The following is a 24,746-nucleotide window of genomic DNA, read 5'->3' on the forward strand; positions in this document are numbered from 1 at the left end:
CGCCCACCCCCTTGTGCACCCGGGCAGCCCTCGTTCCTGCGCATCCATCGCCACGCAACTCGGGTGGGCTCCGTTCCCCGCTGACGGAACATCATGTGTTCCGTTCATGGTTGCCACACGTATCTGGGAAAACGCCGTTTCGGCTTCCGGAACATCATGATGCTCCGGACGGGACCCGGCGGCAAAGGCCTCCGCTGCCGCGAGCAGCAGCCCGTCGTCAGAAAAAAGCGGGGACGTCGGATCGCCCAACGTCCCCGCCCTTGCATGCTGGTGCGGCCCCTGCCGTGCAGTCGCGCTAGGAGTCGATTTCCGCGCGGTCAGTCAGCTCATCGTAGTAGCGCCCACTCGAAAGGTAATTCAGCGTCTGCTCCCACGACTCGTCGGACTCGAACAGCGAGTCGTTCACCTGGGTAATCGCCGAGTTGCTCGCGCGCGCCAGGTATTCGTTCACGAGCTGACGGGTGAACTGATAGCGTTCGACGTCGCGCTCGTGATCATCATCCTCGTTCAACGTCACGCCGATCGTGTCAATCGACGGATAGACGGCCATCAGAGCTGTGACGTCGTAGGCGAGAGCCAAATCGAGCGCATCGCCGTCGATGTTGTGGTCGATTGCGCGATACGTGAGATCCAGCGTGCTGTTCGCCACGCTTGTGGATTCCACATAGGTCCCGAGCGGAAGCCTGCTCACCAGCTCGCCGCGCTTCGCGTCGTCGCTCACATCGCTGCCGGCAAACGAGCGGGGCAGCTCGGCTCCGCTCGCCCGCACCTCGTCCATGAGGGCCGTGCTCGCCTCATACTCGAGCTGGTCCTCGGGATCGGCGAACTGCGGGGTCGTACCCTGGTTGCTCGATGTGTTCGAGCTGTCGGCACCGCCGCCGGAACCGTTCTGGGTGGATGTGCCGGCTCCGTCAGCAGACGTGGAGTTGTCGCCGGTTATCTGGGCTTGCTGATCGCGCCATTGCTGTTCCGCCTGCGCTTCGGCGATGTCCTCCTGACGCTCCCGCGCGGGATCGAGGATGAACTCGTTTACGCCGAACATCACCGCCACGAGCGCGATGATGACCACCGCGGCGATGCCGGCGATCATCGGCGTCTTCGACTTCGGCTTCTGCTCGACCGATGACGCACCGGAGGCGGCAGGTAGCGCGGGCGGCGTCGGAGCGCCGGCATCACGCCCAATCGCAACAGGCGTCGCCATCTTCACCGTCTGCTGCGCCGCGGGCATCACCGTCGTCGGGGCGGCACCCGAGGCAGGCGCGGCAACGCCTTCCCCTGCGAGCATATCGTCAACATCGGTGATGCTCGCCTTCGTGCGCGCGAGCGCCTCCTCATCGCTGAGCCCAGAGGCCACATAGTCCTCGTAGCGGGCCATCAGGTTTCCGTAGATCTCTTCCTTGAGCTCAATGGTCTCAGGCGTGAGCACCTTTCCCTCGAACAGATGCTCCACATACATACGCAGCTCGTTCATCGTGCTCCCCCTTCCTGCTTCAGCAGACGGTCGATAATGCGACGGACATTGACCCAGCGGTTAGTCGCCTGGACCAGCTCCCGCGCACCCTCATCGGTCATGTGGTAGTACTTGCGGCGCGCGCCCTGGGTCTCGTTGCCCCAGTAGCTCTGTACGAATCCCTGGCCCTCCAGACGCTTCAGGCTCGTGTAGAGCGAGGGTTCCTTCATCTCGTACTCACCCTGGCTCGTTGCGGCGATTTCCTTCAGGATCTCGTATCCATAGGAGTCCCCATCGCTCAGGGTGCGCAGGATGATCGCATCGATATTGCCCCTGATGAGGTCGCTCACCGCGCCCCTCGTCGCCATCGGCCACCTCCTCCGCCCCACAATCGGCATACGTGTCCACAGCTTGGAACTAGCGTATCACATATTACTATGTCTGTCGATATAGTAACCCTTACGTGTTCTTTACCCCAGCCTGCGCCGCCCGCCCTATACTCGGGCCAAGGAGGCAGCCTATGGATATCGTCCCCTCCCCCGAACACGAGCAGAGCCGCAGGGCCGGCCAAATGCCTGGCTGGTGGCCCCTGCTCGTCGCGGCCATCCTCATCGCCGTGGTCGCGTTTGTGATGACCATGCTCCATATCGTGGGCCACTCATGGGGCATCTTCCAGGAGGGCTTCGTCGCCGTGGTGGGCCGCTACGGTCTTGCGGTCTTCGCAATCATCGGCGCGGTGGTGTTCGTCGCGCTCGGGCTGGGCGGCATCGGCGGCCTCATCTACGGCAAGGAGGTCGACAAGGACGCCTCTACGCTCCCCCGGCGCCTAGGGCACGGCTGCGCGGGGGTCTTCTGCTCGGACTTGCCGCCCTCGTCCTTTGGGTGGGGCTCATCCTGCCGCTGATGGACCTGCCGCTGCTGCTCGACCCGCCAACGATCGAGCCCCTCGACCCCGTCGCCACGGAGACGGTGGGAGACGAGGGCGGCAGTACCTACTACATCGAGGGCGAGGACCGGGACGGCGTGACGCACCGGTTCCAGGTCGACCGCGCCTCGATGGAACGGCTGCGGGACCACCCGCAGGCATGCATCGGCATCACCGGCCTGCCCGAAACGCAGCTCGTCATCAGCATCGACTGGGAGGCTCAATCCTCGGACTGACGGTGCCCGGGCACGTCCCGGCCCGACAAACAGGAAAGGCGGGACCGCTCGGCCCCGCCCCATCCCCCGAGGCGTCAGCCCCGGGCCGTATTGCGAATGCTCACCGCATCGCGTTGCGGTAGATCATGAGCATGATCTGCTGGCGCGTGCAGTTCTCGAACGGGGAGAACGTGGTCGGGGAGGTCCCGATGACGACGCTCCGGCTCGCTGCCCACTTGACCGCCCTGGCGAACCAGTCGGTCGATCGGACATCCTGGAATGAGCTTCCATCGGCGATGATGATGCCGCGGCCGTTCTGCTTCCACAGGAACGTGACGATCTCGGCGCGGCTCACCGTGCTGCCCGGCTCGAACGTGGTCGGGGTCGTGCCGTCGGTCACACCGTTCTCGTACGCCCAGGCCACGGCCTTGCCGTACCAGACGTTCTCGTCCACGTCCGTGAACGGGGTGTCGAGGCTTGCGGGCTCGGGGCAACCGGCGGCGCGCCACATCATGGTCACCGCCATGGCACGGGTGCAGGAGCCGTCACCGTCGAAGTTGTCGAAGTCCATGGTCGTGACGCCCTTGTCGATGCCCCACGCGACCGCCTTGGTGTCCTCGGGGGTGACGCTCACCGTCATCCGGTTGGACGTGACGTCGCCCACCGTGGCCTCGACGACGATCGTGCCGGAGTCGCCGGGGACCAGCATACCGTCCTCGATGGTCGCGCCGCCGGAGACGACGAACCACTCGACCGGCTCGTCGGTCGCGAACTCATCGCCGTACTGGTCGTACGTGGCGACAGGGACGTCGGACATCTGGAGCGCCTCGGTGTTGAGTTGCATGCTCTCGGGAATCTCGGCCTTGCCCAGCGCACGTGCAGGCTGTGCGGTGACCGCGCACCAGTCGGAGTACACGTCGTCGACGCGGGCGCGGACGTGGTAGGTGCCGGGAACGGAGAAGGACACGGCCCCGTCCTCGACGGTGATGCCCGTGAGCTCCTGCGCCTCCCAGGTCACGGCCTGCGCGACCTCCTTGCCCGTCGGATCGTAGACCGTGGCGGTCAGCGCGTCGTCGCCCTCGATGGCCTGCGGGGCGTCGCCCACGATGCCCGTGAGCTCGCCGGACACCGCGATGAAGCCCTGGAAGACCTCGGGCGCGGCGTTCACGTGCACCTCGAGCGTGGCCGTGCGACTGAGCTCGTCGTTGGTGGTGTAGTGGCCCGGGTAGAGGCTCGAGGTGTACGCGTCCTCGTCGATCACGTAGCGGAGCGTGAGCGTGCCGGACTGGTCGCCCGCCACCAAGGAGGTGAGACCGCTCGCAGGGCTCTTCTCAAGCCTGGCGATGGGGCTGTCCGTGACCTCGTCGCCAGTATCGTCGACCAGGATCCAGTGGCCGTTGAGCTTGTTGAAACCGTAGTATGAGGCGTTCTGGTCGTTGTAGCCGGAGAGCGCGATGTTGTTCACCACGAAGCGGTCGCCCGGCCTCATGTTGCCGAGGCGCGCGGTGTAGAGCGCCGCATGGTTGACGGAGACGCGGTCGAGCGGACGCAGGGCCTCCTTGCCGTAGACCTCCTGCGTGACGGAGTTGTCGGTGACCTCCATCGTGGCGCCGGTCGTCGAGGTGGCGTAGCTCGTCGCGAGCTGCTGGACGCGCTTCTCGAGGGTCGTGTTCGAGCCGATGAGAGAGTTCCAGTTGATGCCGTCGCCGTCGGTGAGCGACCTCTCCACGATGGCGCGCTGGTACAGGTCGGATGCGGCTGAGTCCTTGAACTCGGCGAGCACCCGCGTGTCGGCCTTGGCGTTGTTGTCCGAGGGGTCGAGCGTCCACTCCACCACCGCGACGTCGAACTCGAGGGCGACCGGGCAGTTGTAAGTCGTGGTCGTCGTGGTCGTGCTCTCGTACTGCTTCAGCAGGACGTTCGTGTAGGGCTCGAGCGGGACATTGACGGTGTAGGTGTTGGTCAGCGAGTCGGTGAGTGCCTCGGAGTCCGTCCACCCGGCCTGGATGGTGCCGGTCGTCGTGAGCCCCATGGTGAAGCCGAAGCTCGAGTTCATCTTCGCGACCACGACTGAGCCGCCGGCGCCCATGGTGGCGGTGCGCGACATGTTGAACGCCTGGGCCAGCGAGGTGTTGCGGTTGATGGTGCTCGTCGCCGTCTCCTGGACGGTCGAGGTGAGCGTCTGGGCGCCCGTGATGTCGCGGTTGGTCTCGTTCTTCAGGTCGCTCAGGAACACCTCGCCGTCGGAGGCGGCGTTGTTCTTGACGTGCGTGTAGTAGTCATCGTCGTCCGGGAGCACCGTGGAGACCTTGAAGTCGCTGAAGATCAAGCCGAGCGCCTGGTAGTGGCCCTTCTTGTTCTTGCCGCTCGTCTTGTAGGCACCGATGTCCATGTACCACACGTCGTTCGAGGTGTAGTTGTCGAGCGCCGTGTTCTCCTCGATCGCCACGTCGTCGAGGCGGTCGTCCTTCGTGTCCTTCGGGTCTTTGCGACCACCGCCCGCGTTGCGGTACGCCGCCCAGATGTCGTCCTCCATCTGGTCGACAGCGTCCGCCACCGAGCTCGCCGACGTGAAGCCGCTGCCGTAGACGTAGTAGTCGTCGTCCCCGCCGGAGCGGTGGACGTCTTCGACCGAGACCTCGCCCGTGGTGTCGCGCCTGGTGGCCAGGTGCTCGCCGAGGGCGTAGTCGAAATCGGCCTTGAACTTGGAGTCTCCCGTGCCGCTGCCGTACGTGCCCTGGATGACCTGGCCGAGCTCCTGCCAGCGGGAGGCCTGGGACTCCCAGGTCGACGAGTCGACGTCGGGCACGCCCGAGCCGTCGGCCTTGTTGAGGTCGGCGGGATTGCCCGGTACCGTGTAGGCGTCGGACAGGAACTTGGTCTTGCCGGTCATGAGGTCCTGGAAGAACAGGCGACTGCTGTCCTCGATGTGGCTGCTGTCCACGCTGTAGTACGTGAGACCCTGGGCGCAGTCGTAGATGGCCTCTCCCATCTGCGGGTCGCTCTCCCCCGCGAACGCGACCGTGGGAAACGAGCTCAGCGCCATCAGGCCCACGAGCATGCCCGTGGCGAGTGGCTTCACCCCTTCCCGCATGACGTTCCTCATGCTCATACGCAACTCCTCCTCATGCCTGGCACCGCCCCGGAAGGAATCCTGGAAGCAGGGCGACGCCGTGTCCGTGCCGCGGCCGCGGCCGCGCCGTTGCGCACGATTATTGAAGAGGGAGGGATGGCTGTAAATCATACCAAAGTATGAGAGCGGCGCCTCCGGGTGCGGGCGTAGACACTATTTTGCCGGCTCATGGGTGCCATACGCACAATTCCTACCGGACAGGCGAACGGTTCTCGCCCGCGCCGGCGCCCGTACCCGCCCGAAGCGGACGACGGGAGCGCCTACACCAGATGCAACTTGAGCGCCTTGGTCTTCGCCTCCGTGCGGCGGTTCACGCCGAGCTTGCGGAAGATCTTGCTCACATGGGTCTTCACCGTCGCCAGCTGGATGTCGAGCACCGCGCAGATCTCGGCGTTGCTCTTATCCGCGCAAAGGAGGCGCAGCACCTGGAGCTCCGCGCCGGAGAGCGGCGCCACCACGTCGCGCCTCGGCTCCAGAAAGTCCGGGTAGTAGGCGGCCTGCTCGCGCGCGGCTGCCACGAGGCGCTTCAAGAACTTTCCGTCTCGGTCCCACCCGCACGCATCCAGAAGCGGTAGCACCGCCGTGCCGAACTGGGCGACCGGCCGCACGAAACGGTAGGGGCATGCCTCGTCGAGCGCACGGGCCACGTCGTCGCGCCAGGCGGGGTCGTCAAGCCGCCGATGGGCAATCGCCGCGAGCAGGCTCAGGCTGATGCCGTCGAGATGGCGATGGCACTGCTCGACATAGCGCCCGAGGGGCGCCAGGGTGAGCAGGGCCGCCCGCGGATCGCCCGTCGCGAGCTCCGCCATGGCCTTGGTGAGGTAGAGGTAGCGCTTCATGACGTGCACGTTCAGCGGGTCGCGCGGCGCCTCGGCCGCAAGCCATGCCTCGACCGTCGCGTCATCGTCCACATGCAGCGCCAGGCGGCACTCCATCGCCGCGATGGTCGGCCCGAAGCGGACGAGCCCGCGCTCGGAGAAGCTCTCCTTGATGCTGGCGAGCGCCTCGCGCGCGTCCCCCGGGCGGCCGGCGGCGACCTGTGCCCGGATGAGGAGGCCCACCACGGCGAACTCGATGTCCGGTGTGCCGCTGCGGCGTATCTCCGTCAGGCGGGACATGAGCGAGAGCAGCCTCGTCATGACGTCCTCGCCCTTCTCGAACTTGCTCTCGGCCACCGCCGCGTCGGGCAGGCCCACGCCGTCACGCCCCAGCAGCACCTCCACGGGCCGCTTGAGCGTCGCGTAGAGCACGTCGTCCCGACGGCTCCACTCCGAGAAGTCCTTGCCGCCGTTCATGATGCTCGGCAGGTTGCTCGTCACGCTGAAGGGGGTGAGCTCGACATCGTGGTTCATCATGAGCTTCACCACGGCGGGGATCGTCTCGGCGAGTGCCTCGACCGGGCGCTGAGGCAGGGCGATGTCGAGCCAGGCGAGCCGGCTTCTCACCTCCTTGCGAGCCACGTCGGAGCGCTTGAGCGCCATGCCGTAGTCCCTAAGCGCGCGGTACCACCGCTCGGACCCCTCGTAGTCCGTCTTGATCGCGCACAGCATGCTCATCGCCTGCATGAGGGCGGGCGACGCCAGGATCTCAGCGTCGGGCAGCTCGAGGTAGTAGCGCTCCAGCTCGCTGTAGTGCGCCGCCCCTGGATGGAGCTCGGCGTTGCGCTCCAGGAGCTCCGAGATCTTGCGGTGGTTGCCGCTCTTGCTGTAGCACGCGAGGGCGTTGCCGTAGTCCTCGTGCAGCTCGTAGTAGATGCCGCCGCGGTCGAAGATGTCGCGCACCTGCTCCGCGGAGTGGCACTGGTAGAGCTCCCATTCGAGGAAGCTCTTGAAGGTCGGCCAGAACCGGTAGCGGCCCAACCGGTCCTGGATGAACATCGAGGTCTTCCGCAGCACCCGGCTGAGCATCTCGCCGGCCGCGTTGTCGCCCGTCACCATCACCACGAGCTCGACCTCGACCTCGTTGAACGGGGCGAGCTTCATGAGCATGCGGCGCGTGGGCTTGTCGAACTGGCGAAACACCGCCTCGTCGTAGTAGGAGAAGATTTCGCGACGCACCAGATCCGCCGTCTCGGGCCGCCAGGGGGCGCCCTCGGCCATACGACGCGCGAGGATGTTGATACCGAGGGGGTACCCGTGCGAGACGGCGAGGATGTTCGAGAGCTCGACGGTGGTGGGCTCGACGCCGTACGCCTCGAACACCTTCGCCGTCGCCTGGCGGTCGAGCATGAGGTCGTGGGTGCCGATGGGCGTGAGCAGCCCGGCGTATTGGAACGACAGCATCTCCCCAGGCACCGCCGAGCGGCTCTCCAGCACGAAGCGCTTCTCCGGGAGCGACCGGATGAGCGCGCAGAGCCCCTGGAGCTCATCATCAAGCATGTCGGGGATGTGGTCGATGACGAGGACGTCCCAGGTGCCGTCGCCGGCGTCGGCGGGAAGCTCGAAGGCCGGGTCGGAGGCGTCGAGCCTGAGCACGCGCCATCCGGCGAGCACACAGTCGATGGTCGCCGTCTTGCCGAATCCGCACGGCGCCGAGAAGTACACGACGCGCCCGGCCTCCATAGCCTGCTCAAAGGCGACGCGCACCGACTCGTTCACCGCGACGACGTTGCTCATGCCCTGCACCTCCGCCTCTTGGATTTTACCTGGGTCCATCCCCAGCCAGGTACCATGCTGGCATGGGAGCGCGGTCGCGTCATCATACCAAAGTATGAGACGCATGAGAAACGCCCGCCTGCCAAGGCAGACGGGCGCTCTGTGGTGCAGATGGTGAGCGGAAGCAGCGAAGGCTACTCAGCCATGAAGTCGCGCTGGACAGCGGGATCGACCTTGACGCCAGGGCCCATCGTGGAGGAGATGGAAATGCTCTTGACGTACTTGCCCTTAGCGGAAGAGGGCTTGACGCGGAGGATCTCGGTGTAGAGAGCAGCGTAGTTCTCAACGAGCTTCTCGTCGTCGAAGGAGACCTTGCCCACCGGCACGTGGCAGATGCCGTAGCGGTCAGCGCGGTACTCGACACGACCGGCCTTGAGCTCGCCGACCATCTTGGCGACATCCATGGTCACGGTGCCGAGCTTGGGGTTCGGCATGAGGCCACGGGGGCCGAGGATCTTACCGATGCGACCGACCTTCGCCATCATGTTCGGGGTGGCGATAGCGGCGTCGAAGTTGATCTCACCCTTCTGGATGTCGGCGATCAGCTCATCGGAACCAACGATGTCGGCGCCAGCCTCGCGGGCCTCGTCAGCCTTGGCGCCCTCAGCGAAGACGGCCACGCGGACGGTCTTACCGGTGCCGTGGGGCAGCGAGATGGAGCCGCGGATGTTCTGATCGGCCTTACGGGTATCGATGCCCAGACGGAAGTGAGCCTCGACGGTCTCGTCGAACTTAGCGGGAGCGACCTCCTTGACGAGCTTCACAGCCGCGAGCGGGGTGTAGAGCTCGGAGCGGTCGATCTTCTCCGCGGCAGCGCGGAAGTTCTTGCCATGCTTGGCCATGTTTCTTACCTCCTGTGGTATGCGGGCTTATGCCCTCCCACATCAGTGTGCGCCGTATTGCGCAGACGGGCACACCCCTGTGGTGTGCCCGACGTAAAACAAACGAAAAGGATGCCTTAGGCGTCGGCGATAGTCACGCCCATGGAGCGGGCGGTGCCGGCAACGATCTTCTTGGCGGCCTCGATGTCGTTGGCGTTGAGGTCCGGCATCTTGATCTCGGCGATCTTGGTGAGCTGCTCCTGGGTGAGCTGGCCGACCTTGTCGCGCTGCGGAACGGCGGAGCCGCTCTTCAGCTTGAGCTCCTTCTTGATGAGGTGAGCCGCAGGCGGGGTCTTGCAGATGAAGGTGAAGGAGCGATCCTCGTAGACGGTGATCTCAACGGGGATGATGTCGCCCTGCTTGTCCTGCGTGGCGGCGTTGAAGGCCTGGCAGAACTGCATGATGTTGACCTGAGCGGCACCCAGGGCGGGGCCGACGGGAGGCGCGGGGTTCGCGGCGCCAGCCGGAATCTGAAGCTTGATGACGGTGGCAATCTTCTTCTCAGCCATTGTCATTCCTTCCTGAAAACACGAACGTGTCGAATAGTTCCTATCTCGTCAGCGCGAACCCGTTAGAAGCACACCAGCTCGGTGAGCGGCCGAGCGGCGAAGCGCGTGCGCGCGGATCGACAAGCTAGCCGATGACCGTGATCTGGTCGAACGAAAGCTCAACCGGCGTCTCACGGCCGAAGATGAGCAGCGTGACCTTGACCTTGCCGGCCTCTGCGTTGACCTCAGAGACCTTGCCGTCAAAGTCGGCAAGCGGACCGGAGATGACCTTGACGGCCGTTCCGACCTCGATACTCACCGAAGTGCGCTTGGGCGTACCGCCCTTCGCGGACTTCCGCATCATCTTGTTGTACTCCTCGCGGGAGAGCGGAGCGGGCTTGCCGTTGCCACCGAGGAAACCGGTGACGCCGGGCGTGTTGCGGACGCACGTCCACGCATCGTCGTCCATCTCCATGCGAACGAGCACATAGCCGGGGAAAATCTTAGCATCCTTCGTCTCGCGCTTGCCGCCCTCTTTGATCTCGGTGACGCGCTCGACAGGAATTTCAATATTGAAGATGCGGTCCTGCATCCCCATGGTCTCGATACGATGCTCAAGGTCAGCCTTGACCTTGTTCTCGTATCCGGAGTAGGTGTGAACCACATACCAACGCTTGCTCATGACTACCCCCTCAGCCCGGAGAAGATCACCAGGCCGCCGCTGATCAGGGCGTCAAGGCCGGCAATGACCACACCGACGACGACCAGCGACACGATAACCGCGATCGAGTAGTTGACAAGCTCCTTCTTAGAAGGCCACACGACGCGCTTCATCTCGGAGCGGACGGAGCCGATGTACTTCTTGGCGCGGGCGATCAGAGAGGGCTTGGCCTTTTTATCCTTTGCGGCCTTCTTCTCGCTCTTCTTGGGCGCAGCCTTCTTGGCGTCGGCCTTCTTGAGGTCAGCCTTCTTGGGCTCAACCTTAGAAGCAGGGGCGGACGCAGTCTGCGTGCCCTTCTTCTTCATCTTCTTGTTGGCCATAGCGCTTACCTCCGGGCTAAAGCACATCTTTACAATAGAAACCGTAAGCCTCACAAGGAGGCTTACGGATTACAAACTGGCACGCCAGGAAGGACTCGAACCCTCAACAGACGGTTTTGGAGACCGTTGCTCTACCAATTGAACTACTGGCGTATGTACGTGAGACTAGCGAGTCTCTTTGTGCACGGTGTGACGACGGCACCAGGGGCAATACTTCTTGATCTCCATGCGATCAGGCATGTTCGCCTTGTTCTTGGTCGTCGTATAGTTGCGACGCTTGCACTCGGTGCAGGCAAGTGTAACGAGAGTACGCATGTATCTAATAACCTCCATTTACCGTCCCGTACGGGCACGGTGGAACATTTAACCGCAGATGCGAGAACGTGTCAATGCTCCTTTGAAATCCGGTGATATCTGCAAATTCGTTACACAACCTGTACAAAGGAGTAGACATGAAAAACCCGGCTCCCCCGAAGAGGAGCCGGGTTCAAAGCGCAAATCAGCTACGAGTAGCTAAAGTTACTCGATGATGGTGCTGACGATGCCCGAGCCGACGGTGTGGCCACCCTCGCGGATAGCGAAGCGCAGACCCTCCTCCATGGCGATCGGGTGAATGAGGTCGCCCTCGATGGTGATGTGGTCACCAGGCATGGCCATCTCGGTGCCCTCGGGGAGCTTGACGGAGCCGGTCACGTCAGTGGTACGGAAGTAGAACTGCGGACGGTAGCCATCGAAGAACGGCGTGTGGCGGCCGCCCTCCTCCTTGGTGAGGACGTAGACCTCGCCGGTGAACTTGGTGTGCGGGTGGACCGAACCGGGCTTGCAGAGAACCTGGCCGCGCTCGATGTCCTCGCGCTTGATGCCGCGCAGCAGGATACCGACGTTGTCGCCAGCCTCGCAGAAGTCCATGGTCTTACGGAACATCTCGATGCCGGTGGCGACGGAGGACTGGGTCTCCTTGATGCCGACGATCTCGACGGGGTCGTTGAGCTTGAGCTCGCCGCGCTCGACACGACCGGTGGCGACGGTACCACGACCGGAGATGGTCATGACGTCCTCGACGGCCATCAGGAACGGCTTCTCGTTGTCGCGCTCCGGGGTCGGGATGTAGGTGTCGACGGCGTGCATGAGCTCGCGGATGGAGTCATACCACTTCTCCTCGCCGTTGAGGGCGCCGAGAGCGGAACCGCGGATGACGGGGATGTCGTCGCCGGGGAAGTCGTACTCGGAGAGGAGCTCACGGGTCTCCATCTCGACGAGGTCGATAAGCTCCTCATCGTCAACCATGTCGCACTTGTTCAGGAAGACGACGATGTAGGGCACGCCGACCTGACGGGCGAGCAGGATGTGCTCGCGGGTCTGGGCCATCGGGCCGTCGGTGGCGGCGATAACCAGGATAGCGCCGTCCATCTGGGCAGCACCGGAGATCATGTTCTTGACGTAGTCGGCGTGGCCCGGGCAGTCGACGTGAGCGTAGTGGCGCTCGGCGGTCTCGTACTCGACGTGAGCGACGGAGATGGTAATACCACGCTCGCGCTCCTCGGGAGCCTTGTCGATGTTCTCGAACGCGGTGAAGTCAGCCTTGCAGCCGTCGGTCTCGGAGAGAACCTTGGTGATGGCAGCCGTCAGCGTGGTCTTGCCGTGGTCAACGTGACCGATGGTGCCGATGTTAACATGCGGCTTAGTGCGCTCAAACTTTTCCTTGGCCATGAAGCCTCCTCCTTAAGGTGTCCCTCCGCGGGACGTACCAATAAACTTAGTGGCTCCCCTAGTATATAGGAAAGCCACCGTGTTACCTGGGTAGCGGTGACTGGATTCGAACCAGTGACGCCACGGGTATGAACCGTGTGCTCTAACCAGCTGAGCTACACCGCCGTACTGGAGCCTGCGACCGGACTTGAACCGGTGACCTCCTCGTTACCAACGAGGTGCTCTACCGACTGAGCTACACAGGCGTGAACGGGTGGGAGCTATAGGATTCGAACCTATGTAGGCAGAGCCAACGGGTTTACAGCCCGTCCCCATTAACCACTCGGGCAAACTCCCATGTGTTCACGCGCTCGGAGCGGCTGGCCGCCCCTGCGCAGGAAGGATATTACGACGCGCCGACCCTCGATGTCAACGGAAACATGTCAAATACACGGGTCCGGGCGTATCTATCTTTTTACACTAAGCCGTCTACCTGCGCTTTTGATACCGCTTTAGCGTGGTGAGCTTGTGAAGACCCTGTTGTTGCCGCCGCTTGCCGCACGTTGAGCGGATGGCTCTTTCACGCGCCGTAAGATCAGTATGACCGCCGCGCCATTTGGCACCCCGACACTGAAACGCAGACCGTTGCGGGAAAGACGCCTCTTCCCTATCCATTGAGCGGACGCGACGAGCTCCTTCTCCCAATAAGATCTCACGGACGAGACGAGCGAAGGCGCTCGAAGCACGTCGATGCATGGCAACGTCCGGCGTTGTCCGTATGAAACTGGCTTCATACGAAAACAGGCCGGGGCGTTGAGCACCCCGGCCTGTTACATTCAATGGAGCCAGCGACAGGAATCGAACCCGCAACCCAGTGATTACAAATCACTTGCTCTACCGTTGAGCCACGCTGGCACGCTTGGCGACTTCGCGCGAAGCTTTTACAGGATAGCCGATGCCGCCGATATGGGGCAAGGGCTAACCTCCCCTCTCCTCCATATACATGAACGTGAGGCCGTCATAGAAGGCGATGCTCGACCAAGGGGCGGGTCTGCCGGTTAGCGCGCCTTGAAGGCGCGAAGCTTCGCCAGCGTCTCCGGCGAGAGCCTGCTGCCGAGCGTCATCTTCACCTGCGGGGCCTCCTCCGCCTCGTGCACGTCCTCGTCGACATGGCGCATCTCCTCCACGAACATGCGGGCAGAGATGCGCGCCACGCCCTTGCCCATGACCGTCGCCTGGATGGTGCCGTCGCTTGTGACGACCGTGCAGGCGCGCCCGGCCTCGCGGGCCTCGGTGCAGAGCTGCTGCACCACGGTGTCGGCAGAGACGCCCGTGGGCGAGAACACGATGCGCACGCCCGCCTGCGGTAGGTTGGGCCGGTCGGCCGAAACGTTGCCCGCCCCGTCGAACACGATAACCGGCTCATACCGACGCCCCGAGAAGGCGGCAACGTCCGCGACGAGCGCCGTGCGGGCACGGTCGTACACGTCGTGCGAATACGGGTCGTCCGACTTGTCGAAGATGAGCTGCTCGTAGCGCGGCGACGCGTGGATGACGTTGTACCCGTCGACGACCAGCAGCTCGCGCTTGCCGCTCACATTCGATCCGCGGGGCACGTCGGGCACCGAGAAGGCGGAGGCAAACGCGTTGCCCACGCCGTAGGTGCTCGCGTCGACGTACTTCTGCGCAGAGCCCTCGCCGAAACGCTTCGCCTTGGATTTCGCGCGATTCTTCTTCGTCACGGCTACTCGACCGCCTCAAAGGACAGGCCCGAGCGGTTCTGGCGCATCCACTCGAACATCATCGCCGTGGCCGCCTGGGCGACGTTCAGGCTCTCGGTCTCGCCGCGCTGCGGCAGCTTCGTCAAGAAGTCGCACTTCTCGAGCACGAGGCGGGAGATGCCCTCCCCCTCCGAGCCCATGACGAGCGCGATACGGCCCTGAAGCGGTGAGTCCCAACACACCTGCTCGGCATGCTCGGAGGAACCGCAGGCCCAAAAGCCCGCCTCCTTCAGGTCGTCGAGCACACGAGCGATGTTGGGGACCTGCGCGATGGGCAGGTGCATGACCGCGCCCGCACTCGTCTTGTATGTGGCGACCGTCACCTCGGCCGCGCGCTTGCTCGCAATCACGACGCCAGCGGCACCCGCGACCTCGGCGGAGCGCACGATGGCGCCGAAGTTGCCCGCATCGGTCACGTGGTCGAGCACGACGACGAGCGCCGGGCCCTCGCCCGCCCGCGCGATGATGTCCGCAAGGTCCGCATACGGATAGGCGCCGACCTCAAGCGCGATGCCCTGGTGCGCGCCGTGGCTCGAGATCGCCTCGAGCTGCTCGCGCGCGACGTACTGGACCGCCACGCCCGCTGCACGCAGAGCATCGATGAGCTGGTTCAGCACCACATCTTTCGACGAGTTCTCCGCCACGAGGGCGCGCTTGATGGGAAAGCCCGCTCGCAGCGCCTCGGCGGCAGCGCGGCGCCCTTCGAGAAAGGAGCCCGCAGGCGCGCAAGCATCCTGGCCTCGCGGTGCCGGACGCTTGGCGGAACGAGACGCATCCGCCCGATCGCGATCGCCCGGTCGCGCCGCGCCCTTGGCACCGCGCGGCCCTGCGGCCTGCCCACGATTGCCGCGGCTGCTGCCGCGGCCGGAACGGGCATCGGGGCGCTGCCCCCTGTTGTTCTGCTGTCGAGCCATATACACCTCATCTGTTGTTCGCGTATTCGGCTATGCAGTATATTTCCAGAAGCCGCAGGCAGACACTCCCATAGGGCAACATGACAGCTTCTCCAATCCGACGTCCGACCGACGCCGGGGGCGCGTTCCACCGCTCCGCGCGTGAAACGCCGTGTCTCGGCATAAGAAAACCGCCCCCTGCGTGAACAAGGGGCGGTTCGCAACCGTTGAATACCGGCGTTACTTCGCGTACTTGATGCGGGAGCCGGCGGCGGTGTCCTCGATTATGAGGCCCATGTCGCGCAGCTGGTCGCGGATGGCGTCGGCGAGCTCCCAGTTCTTGGCAGCGCGCGCCTCGGCGCGGGCGGCGAGGATCTTCTCGGCGGCCTCGTTCACGTCGTCGCCCGTGTAGGCAACAAGGCCCGCGGCCACACCGAGCAGGCCGACCGGCAGCTCCTCCTCGGGCTGGGGCAGCTCGATGCCGAGCAGGGCGAACGCGCCGGCGATGCTCACCGCGCACACGGTCGCCGCCTCCTCGTCCACAGCGGAACCCGCCTGATCGAGGTAGGTGTTCGCCTCGGTCACCAGCTGGAAGTACGCCGCGAGCGCTCCGGCGGTGTTGAAGTCGTCGTTCATGCAGGACTCGAACTCGGAAGAGGCACGCTCCGTCACGGCGATGAGACCGGCCGCCGGTTCCGTATCCGGCGTGCCCTCGGCGTGGGCCGCCGCCCACTTCAGATTGTTCACCGTACCCGCGATGCGCGCAAGCGAATTCTCCGCGCCCTCGAGACGCTCCCAGGAGAAGTCGAGCGGGCTGCGGTAGTGCGTCTGGAGCATGAGCAGACGAAGCGCCGCCGCGGAATGCTTCTCGAGCACCTCCTCGAGCGTGAAGAAGTTACCGAGCGACTTCGACATCTTCTCGCCGTCCACAAGCAGCATGCCCGTGTGCATCCAGGTGTTGGCAAAGCCCTGGTGCCAAGCGCATGAGGCCTGTGCGCACTCGTTCTCGTGGTGCGGGAAGGCGAGGTCGGAGCCGCCGCCGTGGATGTCAATCGGGCAGCCCAGGTAGCGGTGCACCATCGCGGCGCACTCGGTGTGCCAGCCGGGACGGCCCTCGCCCCACGGGGAGTTCCACATGGGCTCACCGGGCTTCGCGGCCTTCCACAGGGCGAAGTCGAGCGGGTCGTTCTTGTCCTCATTCTCCTCGATGCGCGCGCCGGCCATCAGATCGTCGATCTTGCGGCCGGAAACCTCGCCGTAGGTGGGATCGCTGCGCACGGCGAAGTAGACGTCGCCGTTGTCCGCTGCGTAGGCGTGCCCGCCCTCGATGAGCGTCTTGATCATGCCGATCATGGGGCCGATCTCGCGGGTGGCGCGCGGGCGGATGTCCGGGTCCATCACGTTTGCCTTGTGCATGACGTCGATGAACTTCTTCGAGAACTCCTCCGCCACGTCCTCGGCGCTGCGGCCCTGCTCGTTGGCGCGGTTGATGATCTTGTCGTCCACGTCGGTGAGGTTCTGCGCGAACGTCACCTCGTAGCCGCAGGCGATGAGCCAGCGACGGATGACGTCGAAGGAGATGAACGTGCGGGCGTTGCCGATGTGGATGTTGTCGTAGACGGTGGGGCCGCACACGTACATGCGGACGCGGCCCTCCTCGATGGGCTGGAACTCTTCCTTCTTGCGGGTCTTGCTGTTGTAGATCTTCATGGGGTTCGTCCTCTCAACGGGTTTCCGGCGCGATTATCGGACCTGCATGCGAACGGAGACGTTCGCGCCGGGTAGGGCGCGCGGTCCCGGGATGTCGTGCGAGATGATACGTGCGGCTGCAGACGGCGCACACGGGGCGCCGGATGCGGGATGCTCTAGCAACATCGGGCGAGCAGGCAGACGGCCCAGGCTCCGATGCCCTCGCCTTGACCCTCCCAGCCGAGCTGCTCGGTGGTCGTGGCCTTCACGCCCACGCGCTCGACCTCGACACCGAGCGCACGGGCGAGGTTGGCGCGTATGGCATCGCGATGCGGGGTGATCTTCGGCGCCTGCGCCGCGATGGTGCAGTCGGCGTCGACGAGCTCGAACCCGCGCTCGCGGGCGAAGTCCATCACGCGGGAGAGCAACACGAGCGAGTCGGCCCCCTCATAGGCCGGGTCCGTATCGGGAAACAGCTTGCCGATGTCGCCACCGCGGCACGCGCCCAGGATGGCGTCGGCCAGGGCGTGGGCGAGCACGTCGGCATCCGAATGGCCGAGCAGCCCCTTTTCGAACGGGATGTCAACGCCGCCGATGATGCAGCGGCGACCCTCCACCAGCCGGTGAACGTCGTAGCCGTGTCCTATAGAAAGCGCAGGCAGCTGCATGGCGAGCCCTTCTGTTCGGGTACCTTAGCCCAGCATCATACCGCAGGTTGCGGGGGCGAGTCCCACCTACTTGTTGCGACGAAGGAGGAACTCGACCAGGGGGAGGTCCTCGGGAAGCGTCACCTTCAGGTTGTCGCGCGGGCTCTCGACGCAAAGCACGCGGCCGCCTACGCGCTCCACGAGCGAGGCGTCATCGGTGCCTACGAAGCCCTCGGCTCGCGCAGCCTCCTCCGCGCGCCTCAGGGCGGCGACCGTAAAGATCTGCGGCGTCTGCACGCACCAGTAGCGACTGCGCGGCGGGGTGTCGACGATGACGTCGTCGTCCGCGACGACCTTCAGCGTATCGACTGCCGGCTGGCCGCACACCACGCCGTCCACATCGTCGTGCTCCCGCAGCTCAGCGAGTGCGCCCTCGATGACCTCGGGCGTGATGAGCGGGCGGGCGCCGTCGTGGATGGCGACGTAGCTGCAGGTATCGGGCACGGCGGCAAGGCCCGCACGCGTGGAGTCCTGACGCGTCTCGCCCGCCGCGGCGAAGCTCACGGGCGTGGTGAGCGCAAAGGGCTCGACGGCGCGCTCGCGCACCTCGCGGGTTCGCTCGGCCGGGCAGACCACCACGATATGCGCGACGGACGGCGCGCAGTCGAAGGCCGCAAGCGACCACGACATGAGCGGGCGCCCCGCCACGTCGACGAGCTGCTTGCCGCCGGGGTTGCCGAAGCGCTGCCCGCTGCCGCCGGCGACGATGACCGCGCAGGTGTCCGCGTGCGATGCGGCCACCCTAGGCACCGGCCTTACCCTGCATGCGCGCCAGCGTGTCGGCGAGAATCGCCGGGTTGTTCACGCCGAAATCGCCCAAGCGCTCGGGATCCTTCTGGATGTCGCCCATGAGGCCCTGCAGCGAGCCGTACTCGTCCACGATCTTCTCGGCCACGCCGTCGCGAACCACCGACACGCGCGACAGGGTGCGCAGACCGAGCGGCGTCATGACGGAGTCCTCGTCCAGATCGTCGAAACCGAGCGCGGTGGCCACGCGGTTGGGGTTCGAGAGCTCCTCGGGCGTCATCTGGCTGAAGCGCTCGCGGATGCGCTGCGCGTTCTCCTCGGAGGAGTCGGACGCGTAGTCGCGGATCATGAGGTCGTACTCGGTGTCCATGCTCTCGCCCGCGAGCTGCTCCATCTGCATCTGCACGAGCTTGCCTTGGTTGCCGAGCTTGACGATACAGCTCTTGAGCTCGGATTTCGCCTGCTGCATGATCTCGAACAGCGAGAAGATGTCGGTGATGTCCGCCAGCGTGACATAGTCGTCCAGCTCGAGAGCGGTCAGGCGCACGAGCGACTTGTCGAGCGAGGTGCGCGTGGTCTGCAGCGTGGCGATGAGCTGGTTCACGGAGCTCATGATGATGGAGACCGGCTGGATCTCGTAGGACTTGCCGCGCACGTACACATTCACCACCGAGCGGCGCGACGACACCGAGATCACGATCGCGTCCGTGAGCACGCTCATGCGGGCGGCGGTGCGGTGGCGCATGCCGGTCTCGTTCGTGGAGATGGACGCGTCCGGATTCAGATGGAAGTTGGCGCGCAGGATGTGCGAGAGGTCCTCGTCAATGACGACGGCACCGTCCATCTTGGAGAGCTCGAACAGACGGTTCGAGGTAAACGAGATGTTGAGCGGGAAGCCGTCATTGCCCGACGCGAGCACGTGCTCGGTGTCGCCCACGCAGATCAGCGCACCGAGATGGCCCGCGATGATCATATCGAGGGCAGTCCTGATGGGCTGGCCGGGGGCGGTCAGCCTGATCGCCTGGTCCATACGCTTTTGAATCTCGAGTTTATCCAATGTGCTGCTCCATCGTACGTTTCTGCCACAGTCATGTTTCTATTTTCGCATGGAACATGGTGCCCTGTGGCTTCTTTTTCAAACTCGAAAACTCGGATTTTTACTCACCCCGATTCTGACGCCGGGGACGCGATGGGGACGCGGCACAAGCGCCTGCGCGCCCCATCGCCGCGCGCGGAAACGATACGGCACGCCCCATGCCCTGCCGAGGCGCTACGCGCGCGAGTACGCGAAGCGGACGGTCGCCCCGAAGAAACGACCGCCCGCCTCAACATGCGTGCGTGAGCTCTATGCGCAAACCCCCGCCTATCGGGTGCCGGCTCCCGCCTGGGCAACGCCGCCCGCCCCGCCGCTCGAGAGCGCCGGGGCACCGCCGCCGCTTCTGGGTGCGGGTTCGAAGGAGCCGCCGAGCTCACCGGTACCGCGCGGCGCGGGAATCTCACCCGTGCCGTGGCTGAAGACGAACGCACCGTCAACCACATCGGTAAGCACCGTGTCGCCCGCGTGCCACTCGCCCGCCAGCAGCTCCTCGCTCAAGGGATCCTCGATGAGGCGCTGGATGGCGCGACGCAGCGGACGGGCACCGTTCGTGAGGTCGGTGCCCTCGGCAACGATCTTGGCGATCGCAGCGTCGGTCAGCTCGATGTTCATGCCGTTGGCGATGAGGCGCTGGCGCAGGTCGTCCACGAGCAGCTCGGCGATCTTGGTGAGCGAGTCGCCCGTGAGCTTCTGGAACACGACGATGTCGTCGATGCGGTTCAGGAACTCAGGCCTGAACAGGCGCTTGAGCTCGCCCATCGCACGGCTTTTGATCTCACCCGCGGTGAGGCCGGACTCGCCCGTGGTGCCGAAGCCCACGCTCGCGTCCTGGGCGATCTCGCGCGCGCCCACGTTCGAGGTCATGATGACGACCGTGTTGCGGAAGTCGACGGTCTTGCCCTGGCCATCGGTCAGACGGCCCTCATCGAGCACCTGCAGCAGGATGTTGAAGATGTCCGGGTGAGCCTTCTCGATCTCGTCGAACAGCACGACCGAGTAGGGATGACGGCGCACGGCCTTGGTGAGCTGACCGCCCTCCTCGTGACCTACGTAGCCCGGGGGGCTGCCGATGAGCTTCGAGACCTCGTACTCGCTGGCGAACTCGGACATGTCGAAGCTGATGAGCGCGTCCTTGCTGCCGAACAGGTACTCGGCGAGCGTCTTGGCGAGCTCGGTTTTGCCCGTGCCCGTGGGGCCGAGGAAGATGAACGAACCGCCGGGACGGCGCGGGTCCTTGAGCGGCGAGCGGCTGCGACGGATGGCCTTGGCCACCGCGTGCACGGCCTCGTCCTGTCCGATGATGCGCGTCTTCAGCACGTCCTCGCAGGCCAGCAGGCGGCGGCTCTCGTCCTCGGTGAGCGAGGAGACCGGCACGCCGGAGGTCGCCGAGACGATATCGGCGATCTGGGGCGCATCGATCACGATCGGGCTCGCGTCCATCTCCGCATTCCACGCGGCACGCGCCTCGGACAGGGCGATCTCGGCCGCATGGCTCTGCTCGGTGAGCTCGGCCGCCTGGTTCATGTCGTCAGCCTCGGTGGCCTTCTCGACGGCCTCCTTCAGCTCCGCTAGATGGGTCTCGGCCGCACGCACAGCCTCGGGCGCGCGGTTCTTCGCGATGCGGGCGCGGGCGCCGGCCTCGTCGATGAGGTCGATGGCCTTGTCGGGCAGGAAGCGGTCCTGGATATAGCGACTCGACAGGTTCGCCGCCGCCTCGACAGCCGCCGGGGTGTAGCGCACGTGGTGGTGCTCCTCGTAGCGCGGCAACAGGGCATTCAGGATCTTGACGGTGTCCTCGACGCTCGGCTCCTCGATGTCGATGGACTGGAAGCGGCGCTCGAACGCCGGGTCCTTCGTCAGGTACTTGCGGAACTCCTCCGCCGTGGTGGCGCCGATGATCTGGAACGAGCCGCGCGCGAGCACCGGCTTCAGCATCGAGCTCGCATCGATGGAGCCCTCGGCGGAACCGGCGCCGATGAGCGTGTGCATCTCGTCGATGAACAGGATGATGTCGTCGGCCTCGGTGGCCTCGGAGATCACGTTCTTCAGGCGCTCCTCGAACTCGCCGCGGTACTTGGCGCCCGCCACGAGCCCGGGCAGATCGAGCGTCCAGATATTCATGTTGATCAGGTTCTCGGGTACGTCGCCCGCGGCGATGCGCTGCGCCAGCCCCTCGACGATGGCGGTCTTGCCCACGCCGGGGTCGCCCAGGATGAGCGGGTTGTTCTTCGTGCGGCGGCTCAGGATCTCCATCATGCGGGAGACCTCGCGGTCGCGGCCGATGACCGGATCGAGCTTGCCGTCGCGCGCCTGCTGCGTCAGGTTCGTGCCGAACTGCGCGAGCGTGCTGGCGTTCTCCTCCTCGCCGCGCGCGGTCTCGCCCGAGAAGAAGGGCAGCCCCGCGCCGGGACGACCCGATGCCGACCCCGCCATGGGGCGCTTGCGGCTCTGATCTTTGGAGGTCAGCTTCTCCACGGCAGCGCGGACCGATGCGGCGGACACGCCCAGGCGCATGAGGATGTCCATGGCCATGCCATCGCCCTCGTCGACGAGCCCGACGAGCAGGTGCTCGGTGGATACATAGGTCTGGTTGTTCTCGCGCGCAAGGCGGAAGGAGCGCTCCATGACCGAGATGACGCGCGGGGTAAAGGCGAGCTTGGCGGCCTCGGCCTCCGTATCCTCGTTCGGCACCGTGGTGCGGATCTCCTTGAGCTGCGCCAAGATGTCGTCGTAGCTGATCTCGAGGGAGCGCAGGGCCTCGGCGGCGATGCCCTCCTGCTCCTTGGCAAGCGCGAGCAGCAGGTGCTCGGTGCCCACCTTGGTGGAGTTCTGCGCGAGCGCCTCCTCCTTCGCCAGCGACATGACGCGGCGCGCGCGGTCGGTGAATCGATCTAACATGCGAATACCTCTTACGTGCTCACAAATCAGGATCCTTTGGTACATTATCGACAACCTGTACCCAAAGTTAGGTTATCTTAACCGAAAAACGCATCTGAGCTGCCAAGGGGCGCGTTTCTCCATATAGGGCAGTAGGGTCTTGCCGAAAAACGCCACATTGCAGTTCAGCGCCTGAGGGCGCCGCGTTCTTTGGGGATACGGCGATCATCTCGGGCTTTCGCGTCCAAGGACGCTAGCGAGGCGGATGCAGGCGATAGGCGGGACGGACACGTCCGCACGCTACCGTCACCGGCTCCCGCAGGCGCCCCGCCCAGGCAAGCTCACCGTGCAAGCGCCCGGTCGACCTCGGCCGCCGTGGGCACCGCCTGCTGGGCGCCGACGCGCGTGCACGCAAGCGCCGAGGCACAGGTCGCCCGGGCGACGATCTCGCGCAGCGGCGTCCCCCTCACAGCACCTGCAGCGAGCGCGCCGATATAGGTGTCGCCGGCGCCGGTCGTATCGATGGCCTCGATGGCGGGAGGCACCGACGCCACGAGCTCTCCCGCAGAGAGCACGAGCGACCCCTTCGCGCCGAGGGTGAGCGCGACCGTCTCGGGACCCCAGCTTGCAAGCAGCTCCATGGCCCGGCAGGCGCTGTCCTCGTCGACCGGAAGCGTTCCCGTGATGATCTCGCACTCCGTCTCGTTCAGGCAGACAAGGTCCACATTCGCCCACGCCGCGCGGGGAACCGCACGCGCCGGCGCAGGGTTGAACATGGTGTAGAGGCCCCGCGCGTGCGCTGAGGCAAGGGCGGCCCAGGTCGTGTTCACGTCGCATTCGAGTTGCGTCAGGAACACGTCGCCCGGCTTTGCGACCTCGTCGAGCGCACGGGACACGTCGGCCGCGGCGAGCGCATGGTTTGCGCCCGGGTCGAGCACGATGCGGTTGTCGCCCGCGCTGCGGATGATGACGGCGACGCCCGTCGTCACGCTGCTCAGACGTGATACGTGCGCGCAGTCGACGCCGGCCCGGGCAAGCCCCGCCGCCAGCTGCTCGCCGAACGCGTCGGCACCCACCGCTCCCACCATGACGACGGGGGCGCCCAGCTGCGCCGCGGCGACCGCCTGGTTCGCCCCCTTGCCGCCGGGGTTGACCAGAAAGCCCTCGCCGGTAAGCGTCTCCCCCGCCTGCGGCATCCGCTCGCAGGCGATGCTGAGATCCATATTCAAGCTGCCGAACACGATAACCTTCGACATCGCTTCCTCCCTCTCCCGCACCTCCGGGCCCACACCGGGGCATCGCCTGCGCGCCCTTTAGCTACGCGCGCCTGCCTGCGCGATGGCGTCCACGACCATATCCCAAAACGCGTCCACGTCGAGCCGCAGCGCCACCTGGGTGGCGCACGCATCCGCCGCGGGCTCGGGCGCACGCAGGTCGGCCACGGTCATGCCGGTCGTGAGCGCACCTGCAAGCTCGATATCGACCGGGCAGCGGCGCGTGGTCATGATGCCGGGGTCGATGACGTAGGCGACTGCGCACGGGTCGTGCACCGGCGGGTCGGCAAAGACCCGGTTGCTCCGGTAGGCTTGCCGGAAGAAATCCATCATGTCACACACCCGTCGCGAGAGCGCGGTGCCCTGAGCGGCGATGCGCGCCTCGACCTCGGCGGTGCAGAGCGCCTGGTGCGTGAGGTCGAGCCCCACCATCGTGATGGGCCACGCCTCGTTGAAGACGATGTGCGCCGCCTCGGGATCAGTCTTGATGTTGAACTCGGCGACCGGACTCGAGTTGCCCGTGTGCACCGCGCCGCCCATGAGGACGACCTCGCGCACGCGGTCGACGATCTCGGGCGCCAGGCGCACCGCGAGCGCGATGTTGGTGAGCGGGCCGGTGGGCACGAGCGTCACGGACTTGGGCTCGCGCGCCATGATGGCGTCGATGAGCCACGTGACGGCATGCTGCTCGCCGAGCGGCCGGGTAGGCCGCGGCAGATCCACGCCATCGAGCCCGCTCTCGCCGTGGATGGCAGCAGCCACCTGGCCCGTGCGCACGAGCGGACGGGCGCAACCGGCATGCACGGGCACGTCGCGCGCGCCGGCGGCCTCGAGCACCGCCCGTGCGTTGTACGTCACCTTGTCCAGGCTCTGGTTGCCGCCGACCGTGGTCACGCCGATGAGGTTCACCGCGGGGTTTCCCACCGCAAGCAGCAACGCCACCGCGTCGTCATGCCCCGGGTCGCAATCGATGATGATGTCTTTGGGCATCTCGACCTCCACTCGCCGACAGGGCTTCGCAGCCCGTGCGTCATTTCCTGCTTACATTATCCCCTTCCGCGGCGCCAAGCGCAGCGCGGCTTCCAGCGCCAGCCGCCATTCTGGACCCCTCCCCCCGACGGCTCGACGTCCCTGCTCGACAGATTGTCATGTACCTTAGTATTTTTTGTACTAACCCCTTACATTTCCCGAGCGATTGGGTATCGT

At 65.3% G+C, this 24,746-nt stretch carries 21 protein-coding genes and 5 tRNA genes; 2 read left to right on the top strand and 24 right to left on the bottom strand.

What is annotated here, in order from left to right:
• Positions 1 to 295 precede the first annotated feature (295 nt).
• Together H6A21_RS07705 and H6A21_RS07710 are read right to left on the bottom strand one after the other, a co-directional pair.
• A complete protein-coding gene (locus H6A21_RS07705) occupies positions 296 to 1,471 on the bottom strand; it encodes a permease prefix domain 1-containing protein (RefSeq protein WP_204562172.1) in 1,176 nt (391 codons plus the stop codon).
• On the bottom strand, positions 1,468 to 1,818 hold the full coding sequence (locus H6A21_RS07710; RefSeq protein ID WP_204562173.1) for a PadR family transcriptional regulator: 351 nt from the start codon (positions 1,816 to 1,818) through the stop codon (positions 1,468 to 1,470). The genes H6A21_RS07705 and H6A21_RS07710 overlap by 4 nt, the downstream gene beginning before the upstream one ends.
• Positions 1,819 to 1,970: 152 nt before the next feature.
• On the opposite strand from H6A21_RS07710, the gene H6A21_RS07715 reads away from it, so the two are divergent.
• Together H6A21_RS07715 and H6A21_RS07720 are read left to right on the top strand one after the other, a co-directional pair.
• Positions 1,971 to 2,354 carry a hypothetical protein gene (locus H6A21_RS07715; protein WP_204562174.1) on the top strand — a complete coding sequence of 128 codons (384 nt, stop codon included), beginning with the start codon at positions 1,971 to 1,973 and terminating at the stop codon, positions 2,352 to 2,354.
• Entirely contained in the window at positions 2,354 to 2,611 is a 258-nt protein-coding gene (locus tag H6A21_RS07720; protein WP_204562175.1) for a hypothetical protein, read from the top strand. Before H6A21_RS07715 ends, H6A21_RS07720 begins: the two co-directional genes overlap by 1 nt.
• Positions 2,612 to 2,711: 100 nt before the next feature.
• Here H6A21_RS07720 and H6A21_RS07725 read toward each other — a convergent pair whose 3' ends face one another.
• From H6A21_RS07725 to H6A21_RS07830, 22 genes are all read right to left on the bottom strand, one after another.
• Positions 2,712 to 5,702: an S-layer homology domain-containing protein gene (locus H6A21_RS07725; protein ID WP_204562176.1), complete on the bottom strand. Its 2,991-nt coding sequence runs from the start codon at positions 5,700 to 5,702 to the stop codon at positions 2,712 to 2,714.
• 281 nt (positions 5,703 to 5,983) lie between these two features.
• Complete coding sequence (locus tag H6A21_RS07730; RefSeq protein WP_204562177.1) at positions 5,984 to 8,338, bottom strand: LuxR C-terminal-related transcriptional regulator; 2,355 nt, start codon at positions 8,336 to 8,338, stop codon at positions 5,984 to 5,986.
• A 173-nt stretch (positions 8,339 to 8,511) separates the two neighbouring features.
• Positions 8,512 to 9,219: a 50S ribosomal protein L1 gene (gene rplA, locus H6A21_RS07735; protein WP_204562178.1), complete on the bottom strand. Its 708-nt coding sequence runs from the start codon at positions 9,217 to 9,219 to the stop codon at positions 8,512 to 8,514.
• Between the two features lie 116 nt (positions 9,220 to 9,335).
• Positions 9,336 to 9,767, bottom strand: a complete 432-nt coding sequence (gene rplK, locus H6A21_RS07740; protein WP_204562179.1) for a 50S ribosomal protein L11 — start codon at positions 9,765 to 9,767, stop codon at positions 9,336 to 9,338.
• 124 nt (positions 9,768 to 9,891) lie between these two features.
• On the bottom strand, positions 9,892 to 10,428 hold the full coding sequence (nusG, locus tag H6A21_RS07745; RefSeq protein ID WP_204562180.1) for a transcription termination/antitermination protein NusG: 537 nt from the start codon (positions 10,426 to 10,428) through the stop codon (positions 9,892 to 9,894).
• Positions 10,429 to 10,430: 2 nt separating this feature from the next.
• Positions 10,431 to 10,787 (bottom strand): preprotein translocase subunit SecE, encoded by a 357-nt coding sequence (gene secE / locus H6A21_RS07750; RefSeq protein WP_204562181.1) that lies wholly within the window; start codon positions 10,785 to 10,787, stop codon positions 10,431 to 10,433.
• 77 nt (positions 10,788 to 10,864) lie between these two features.
• Positions 10,865 to 10,940 (bottom strand) — tRNA-Trp (locus H6A21_RS07755).
• A gap of 12 nt (positions 10,941 to 10,952) precedes the next feature.
• Complete coding sequence (gene rpmG, locus H6A21_RS07760; RefSeq protein WP_079989048.1) at positions 10,953 to 11,102, bottom strand: 50S ribosomal protein L33; 150 nt, start codon at positions 11,100 to 11,102, stop codon at positions 10,953 to 10,955.
• Between the two features lie 204 nt (positions 11,103 to 11,306).
• A complete protein-coding gene (gene tuf / locus H6A21_RS07765) occupies positions 11,307 to 12,497 on the bottom strand; it encodes an elongation factor Tu (protein ID WP_204562182.1) in 1,191 nt (396 codons plus the stop codon).
• A 91-nt stretch (positions 12,498 to 12,588) separates the two neighbouring features.
• Positions 12,589 to 12,662, bottom strand: a tRNA-Met gene (locus H6A21_RS07770).
• Positions 12,663 to 12,666: 4 nt separating this feature from the next.
• Positions 12,667 to 12,742, bottom strand: a tRNA-Thr gene (locus H6A21_RS07775).
• Positions 12,743 to 12,751: 9 nt separating this feature from the next.
• Positions 12,752 to 12,833 (bottom strand) — tRNA-Tyr (locus H6A21_RS07780).
• A gap of 483 nt (positions 12,834 to 13,316) precedes the next feature.
• A tRNA-Thr gene (locus H6A21_RS07785) sits at positions 13,317 to 13,391 on the bottom strand.
• Positions 13,392 to 13,534: 143 nt separating this feature from the next.
• Positions 13,535 to 14,218: an NYN domain-containing protein gene (locus tag H6A21_RS07790; RefSeq protein ID WP_204562183.1), complete on the bottom strand. Its 684-nt coding sequence runs from the start codon at positions 14,216 to 14,218 to the stop codon at positions 13,535 to 13,537.
• Positions 14,219 to 14,220: 2 nt separating this feature from the next.
• Positions 14,221 to 15,171 carry a 23S rRNA (guanosine(2251)-2'-O)-methyltransferase RlmB gene (gene rlmB / locus H6A21_RS07795; RefSeq protein WP_204562184.1) on the bottom strand — a complete coding sequence of 317 codons (951 nt, stop codon included), beginning with the start codon at positions 15,169 to 15,171 and terminating at the stop codon, positions 14,221 to 14,223.
• A 219-nt stretch (positions 15,172 to 15,390) separates the two neighbouring features.
• Positions 15,391 to 16,860 (bottom strand): cysteine--tRNA ligase, encoded by a 1,470-nt coding sequence (cysS, locus tag H6A21_RS07800; protein WP_204562185.1) that lies wholly within the window; start codon positions 16,858 to 16,860, stop codon positions 15,391 to 15,393.
• A gap of 155 nt (positions 16,861 to 17,015) precedes the next feature.
• On the bottom strand, positions 17,016 to 17,507 hold the full coding sequence (gene ispF / locus H6A21_RS07805) for a 2-C-methyl-D-erythritol 2,4-cyclodiphosphate synthase (RefSeq protein ID WP_204562186.1): 492 nt from the start codon (positions 17,505 to 17,507) through the stop codon (positions 17,016 to 17,018).
• A gap of 66 nt (positions 17,508 to 17,573) precedes the next feature.
• On the bottom strand, positions 17,574 to 18,287 hold the full coding sequence (gene ispD, locus H6A21_RS07810; protein ID WP_204562187.1) for a 2-C-methyl-D-erythritol 4-phosphate cytidylyltransferase: 714 nt from the start codon (positions 18,285 to 18,287) through the stop codon (positions 17,574 to 17,576).
• Position 18,288: 1 nt separating this feature from the next.
• The gene (gene disA, locus H6A21_RS07815) at positions 18,289 to 19,323 is read right to left on the bottom strand and encodes a DNA integrity scanning diadenylate cyclase DisA (RefSeq protein ID WP_428840758.1); all 1,035 of its coding nucleotides are present in this window, start codon (positions 19,321 to 19,323) and stop codon (positions 18,289 to 18,291) included.
• A 333-nt stretch (positions 19,324 to 19,656) separates the two neighbouring features.
• Entirely contained in the window at positions 19,657 to 22,287 is a 2,631-nt protein-coding gene (locus H6A21_RS07820) for an ATP-dependent Clp protease ATP-binding subunit (protein WP_204562189.1), read from the bottom strand.
• 320 nt (positions 22,288 to 22,607) lie between these two features.
• The gene (locus H6A21_RS07825) at positions 22,608 to 23,522 is read right to left on the bottom strand and encodes a ribokinase (protein ID WP_204562190.1); all 915 of its coding nucleotides are present in this window, start codon (positions 23,520 to 23,522) and stop codon (positions 22,608 to 22,610) included.
• Between the two features lie 57 nt (positions 23,523 to 23,579).
• Positions 23,580 to 24,530, bottom strand: a complete 951-nt coding sequence (locus H6A21_RS07830; protein WP_204562191.1) for a nucleoside hydrolase — start codon at positions 24,528 to 24,530, stop codon at positions 23,580 to 23,582.
• Positions 24,531 to 24,746: the final 216 nt, after the last annotated feature.

It is taken from the genome of Collinsella tanakaei, from assembly GCF_016902615.1.
GTDB classification, from domain to species: Bacteria; Actinomycetota; Coriobacteriia; order Coriobacteriales; family Coriobacteriaceae; genus Collinsella; species Collinsella tanakaei_A.

Excerpts from the sequence above, each read along its gene's own strand:
- H6A21_RS07705 (WP_204562172.1), bottom strand. The coding sequence starts at position 1,471 with ATGAACGAGCTGCGTATGTATGTGGAGCATCTGTTCGAGGGAAAGGTG.
- H6A21_RS07710 (WP_204562173.1), bottom strand. The coding sequence starts at position 1,818 with ATGGCGACGAGGGGCGCGGTGAGCGACCTCATCAGGGGCAATATCGAT.
- H6A21_RS07715 (WP_204562174.1), top strand. The coding sequence starts at position 1,971 with ATGGATATCGTCCCCTCCCCCGAACACGAGCAGAGCCGCAGGGCCGGC.
- H6A21_RS07720 (WP_204562175.1), top strand. The coding sequence starts at position 2,354 with ATGGACCTGCCGCTGCTGCTCGACCCGCCAACGATCGAGCCCCTCGAC.
- H6A21_RS07725 (WP_204562176.1), bottom strand. The coding sequence starts at position 5,702 with ATGAGCATGAGGAACGTCATGCGGGAAGGGGTGAAGCCACTCGCCACG.
- H6A21_RS07730 (WP_204562177.1), bottom strand. The coding sequence starts at position 8,338 with ATGAGCAACGTCGTCGCGGTGAACGAGTCGGTGCGCGTCGCCTTTGAG.
- rplA (WP_204562178.1), bottom strand. The coding sequence starts at position 9,219 with ATGGCCAAGCATGGCAAGAACTTCCGCGCTGCCGCGGAGAAGATCGAC.
- rplK (WP_204562179.1), bottom strand. The coding sequence starts at position 9,767 with ATGGCTGAGAAGAAGATTGCCACCGTCATCAAGCTTCAGATTCCGGCT.
- nusG (WP_204562180.1), bottom strand. The coding sequence starts at position 10,428 with ATGAGCAAGCGTTGGTATGTGGTTCACACCTACTCCGGATACGAGAAC.
- secE (WP_204562181.1), bottom strand. The coding sequence starts at position 10,787 with ATGGCCAACAAGAAGATGAAGAAGAAGGGCACGCAGACTGCGTCCGCC.
- rpmG (WP_079989048.1), bottom strand. The coding sequence starts at position 11,102 with ATGCGTACTCTCGTTACACTTGCCTGCACCGAGTGCAAGCGTCGCAAC.
- tuf (WP_204562182.1), bottom strand. The coding sequence starts at position 12,497 with ATGGCCAAGGAAAAGTTTGAGCGCACTAAGCCGCATGTTAACATCGGC.
- rlmB (WP_204562184.1), bottom strand. The coding sequence starts at position 15,171 with ATGGCTCGACAGCAGAACAACAGGGGGCAGCGCCCCGATGCCCGTTCC.
- cysS (WP_204562185.1), bottom strand. The coding sequence starts at position 16,860 with ATGAAGATCTACAACAGCAAGACCCGCAAGAAGGAAGAGTTCCAGCCC.
- ispF (WP_204562186.1), bottom strand. The coding sequence starts at position 17,507 with ATGCAGCTGCCTGCGCTTTCTATAGGACACGGCTACGACGTTCACCGG.
- disA (WP_428840758.1), bottom strand. The coding sequence starts at position 19,323 with ATGGACCAGGCGATCAGGCTGACCGCCCCCGGCCAGCCCATCAGGACT.
- H6A21_RS07820 (WP_204562189.1), bottom strand. The coding sequence starts at position 22,287 with ATGTTAGATCGATTCACCGACCGCGCGCGCCGCGTCATGTCGCTGGCG.
- H6A21_RS07825 (WP_204562190.1), bottom strand. The coding sequence starts at position 23,522 with ATGTCGAAGGTTATCGTGTTCGGCAGCTTGAATATGGATCTCAGCATC.
- H6A21_RS07830 (WP_204562191.1), bottom strand. The coding sequence starts at position 24,530 with ATGCCCAAAGACATCATCATCGATTGCGACCCGGGGCATGACGACGCG.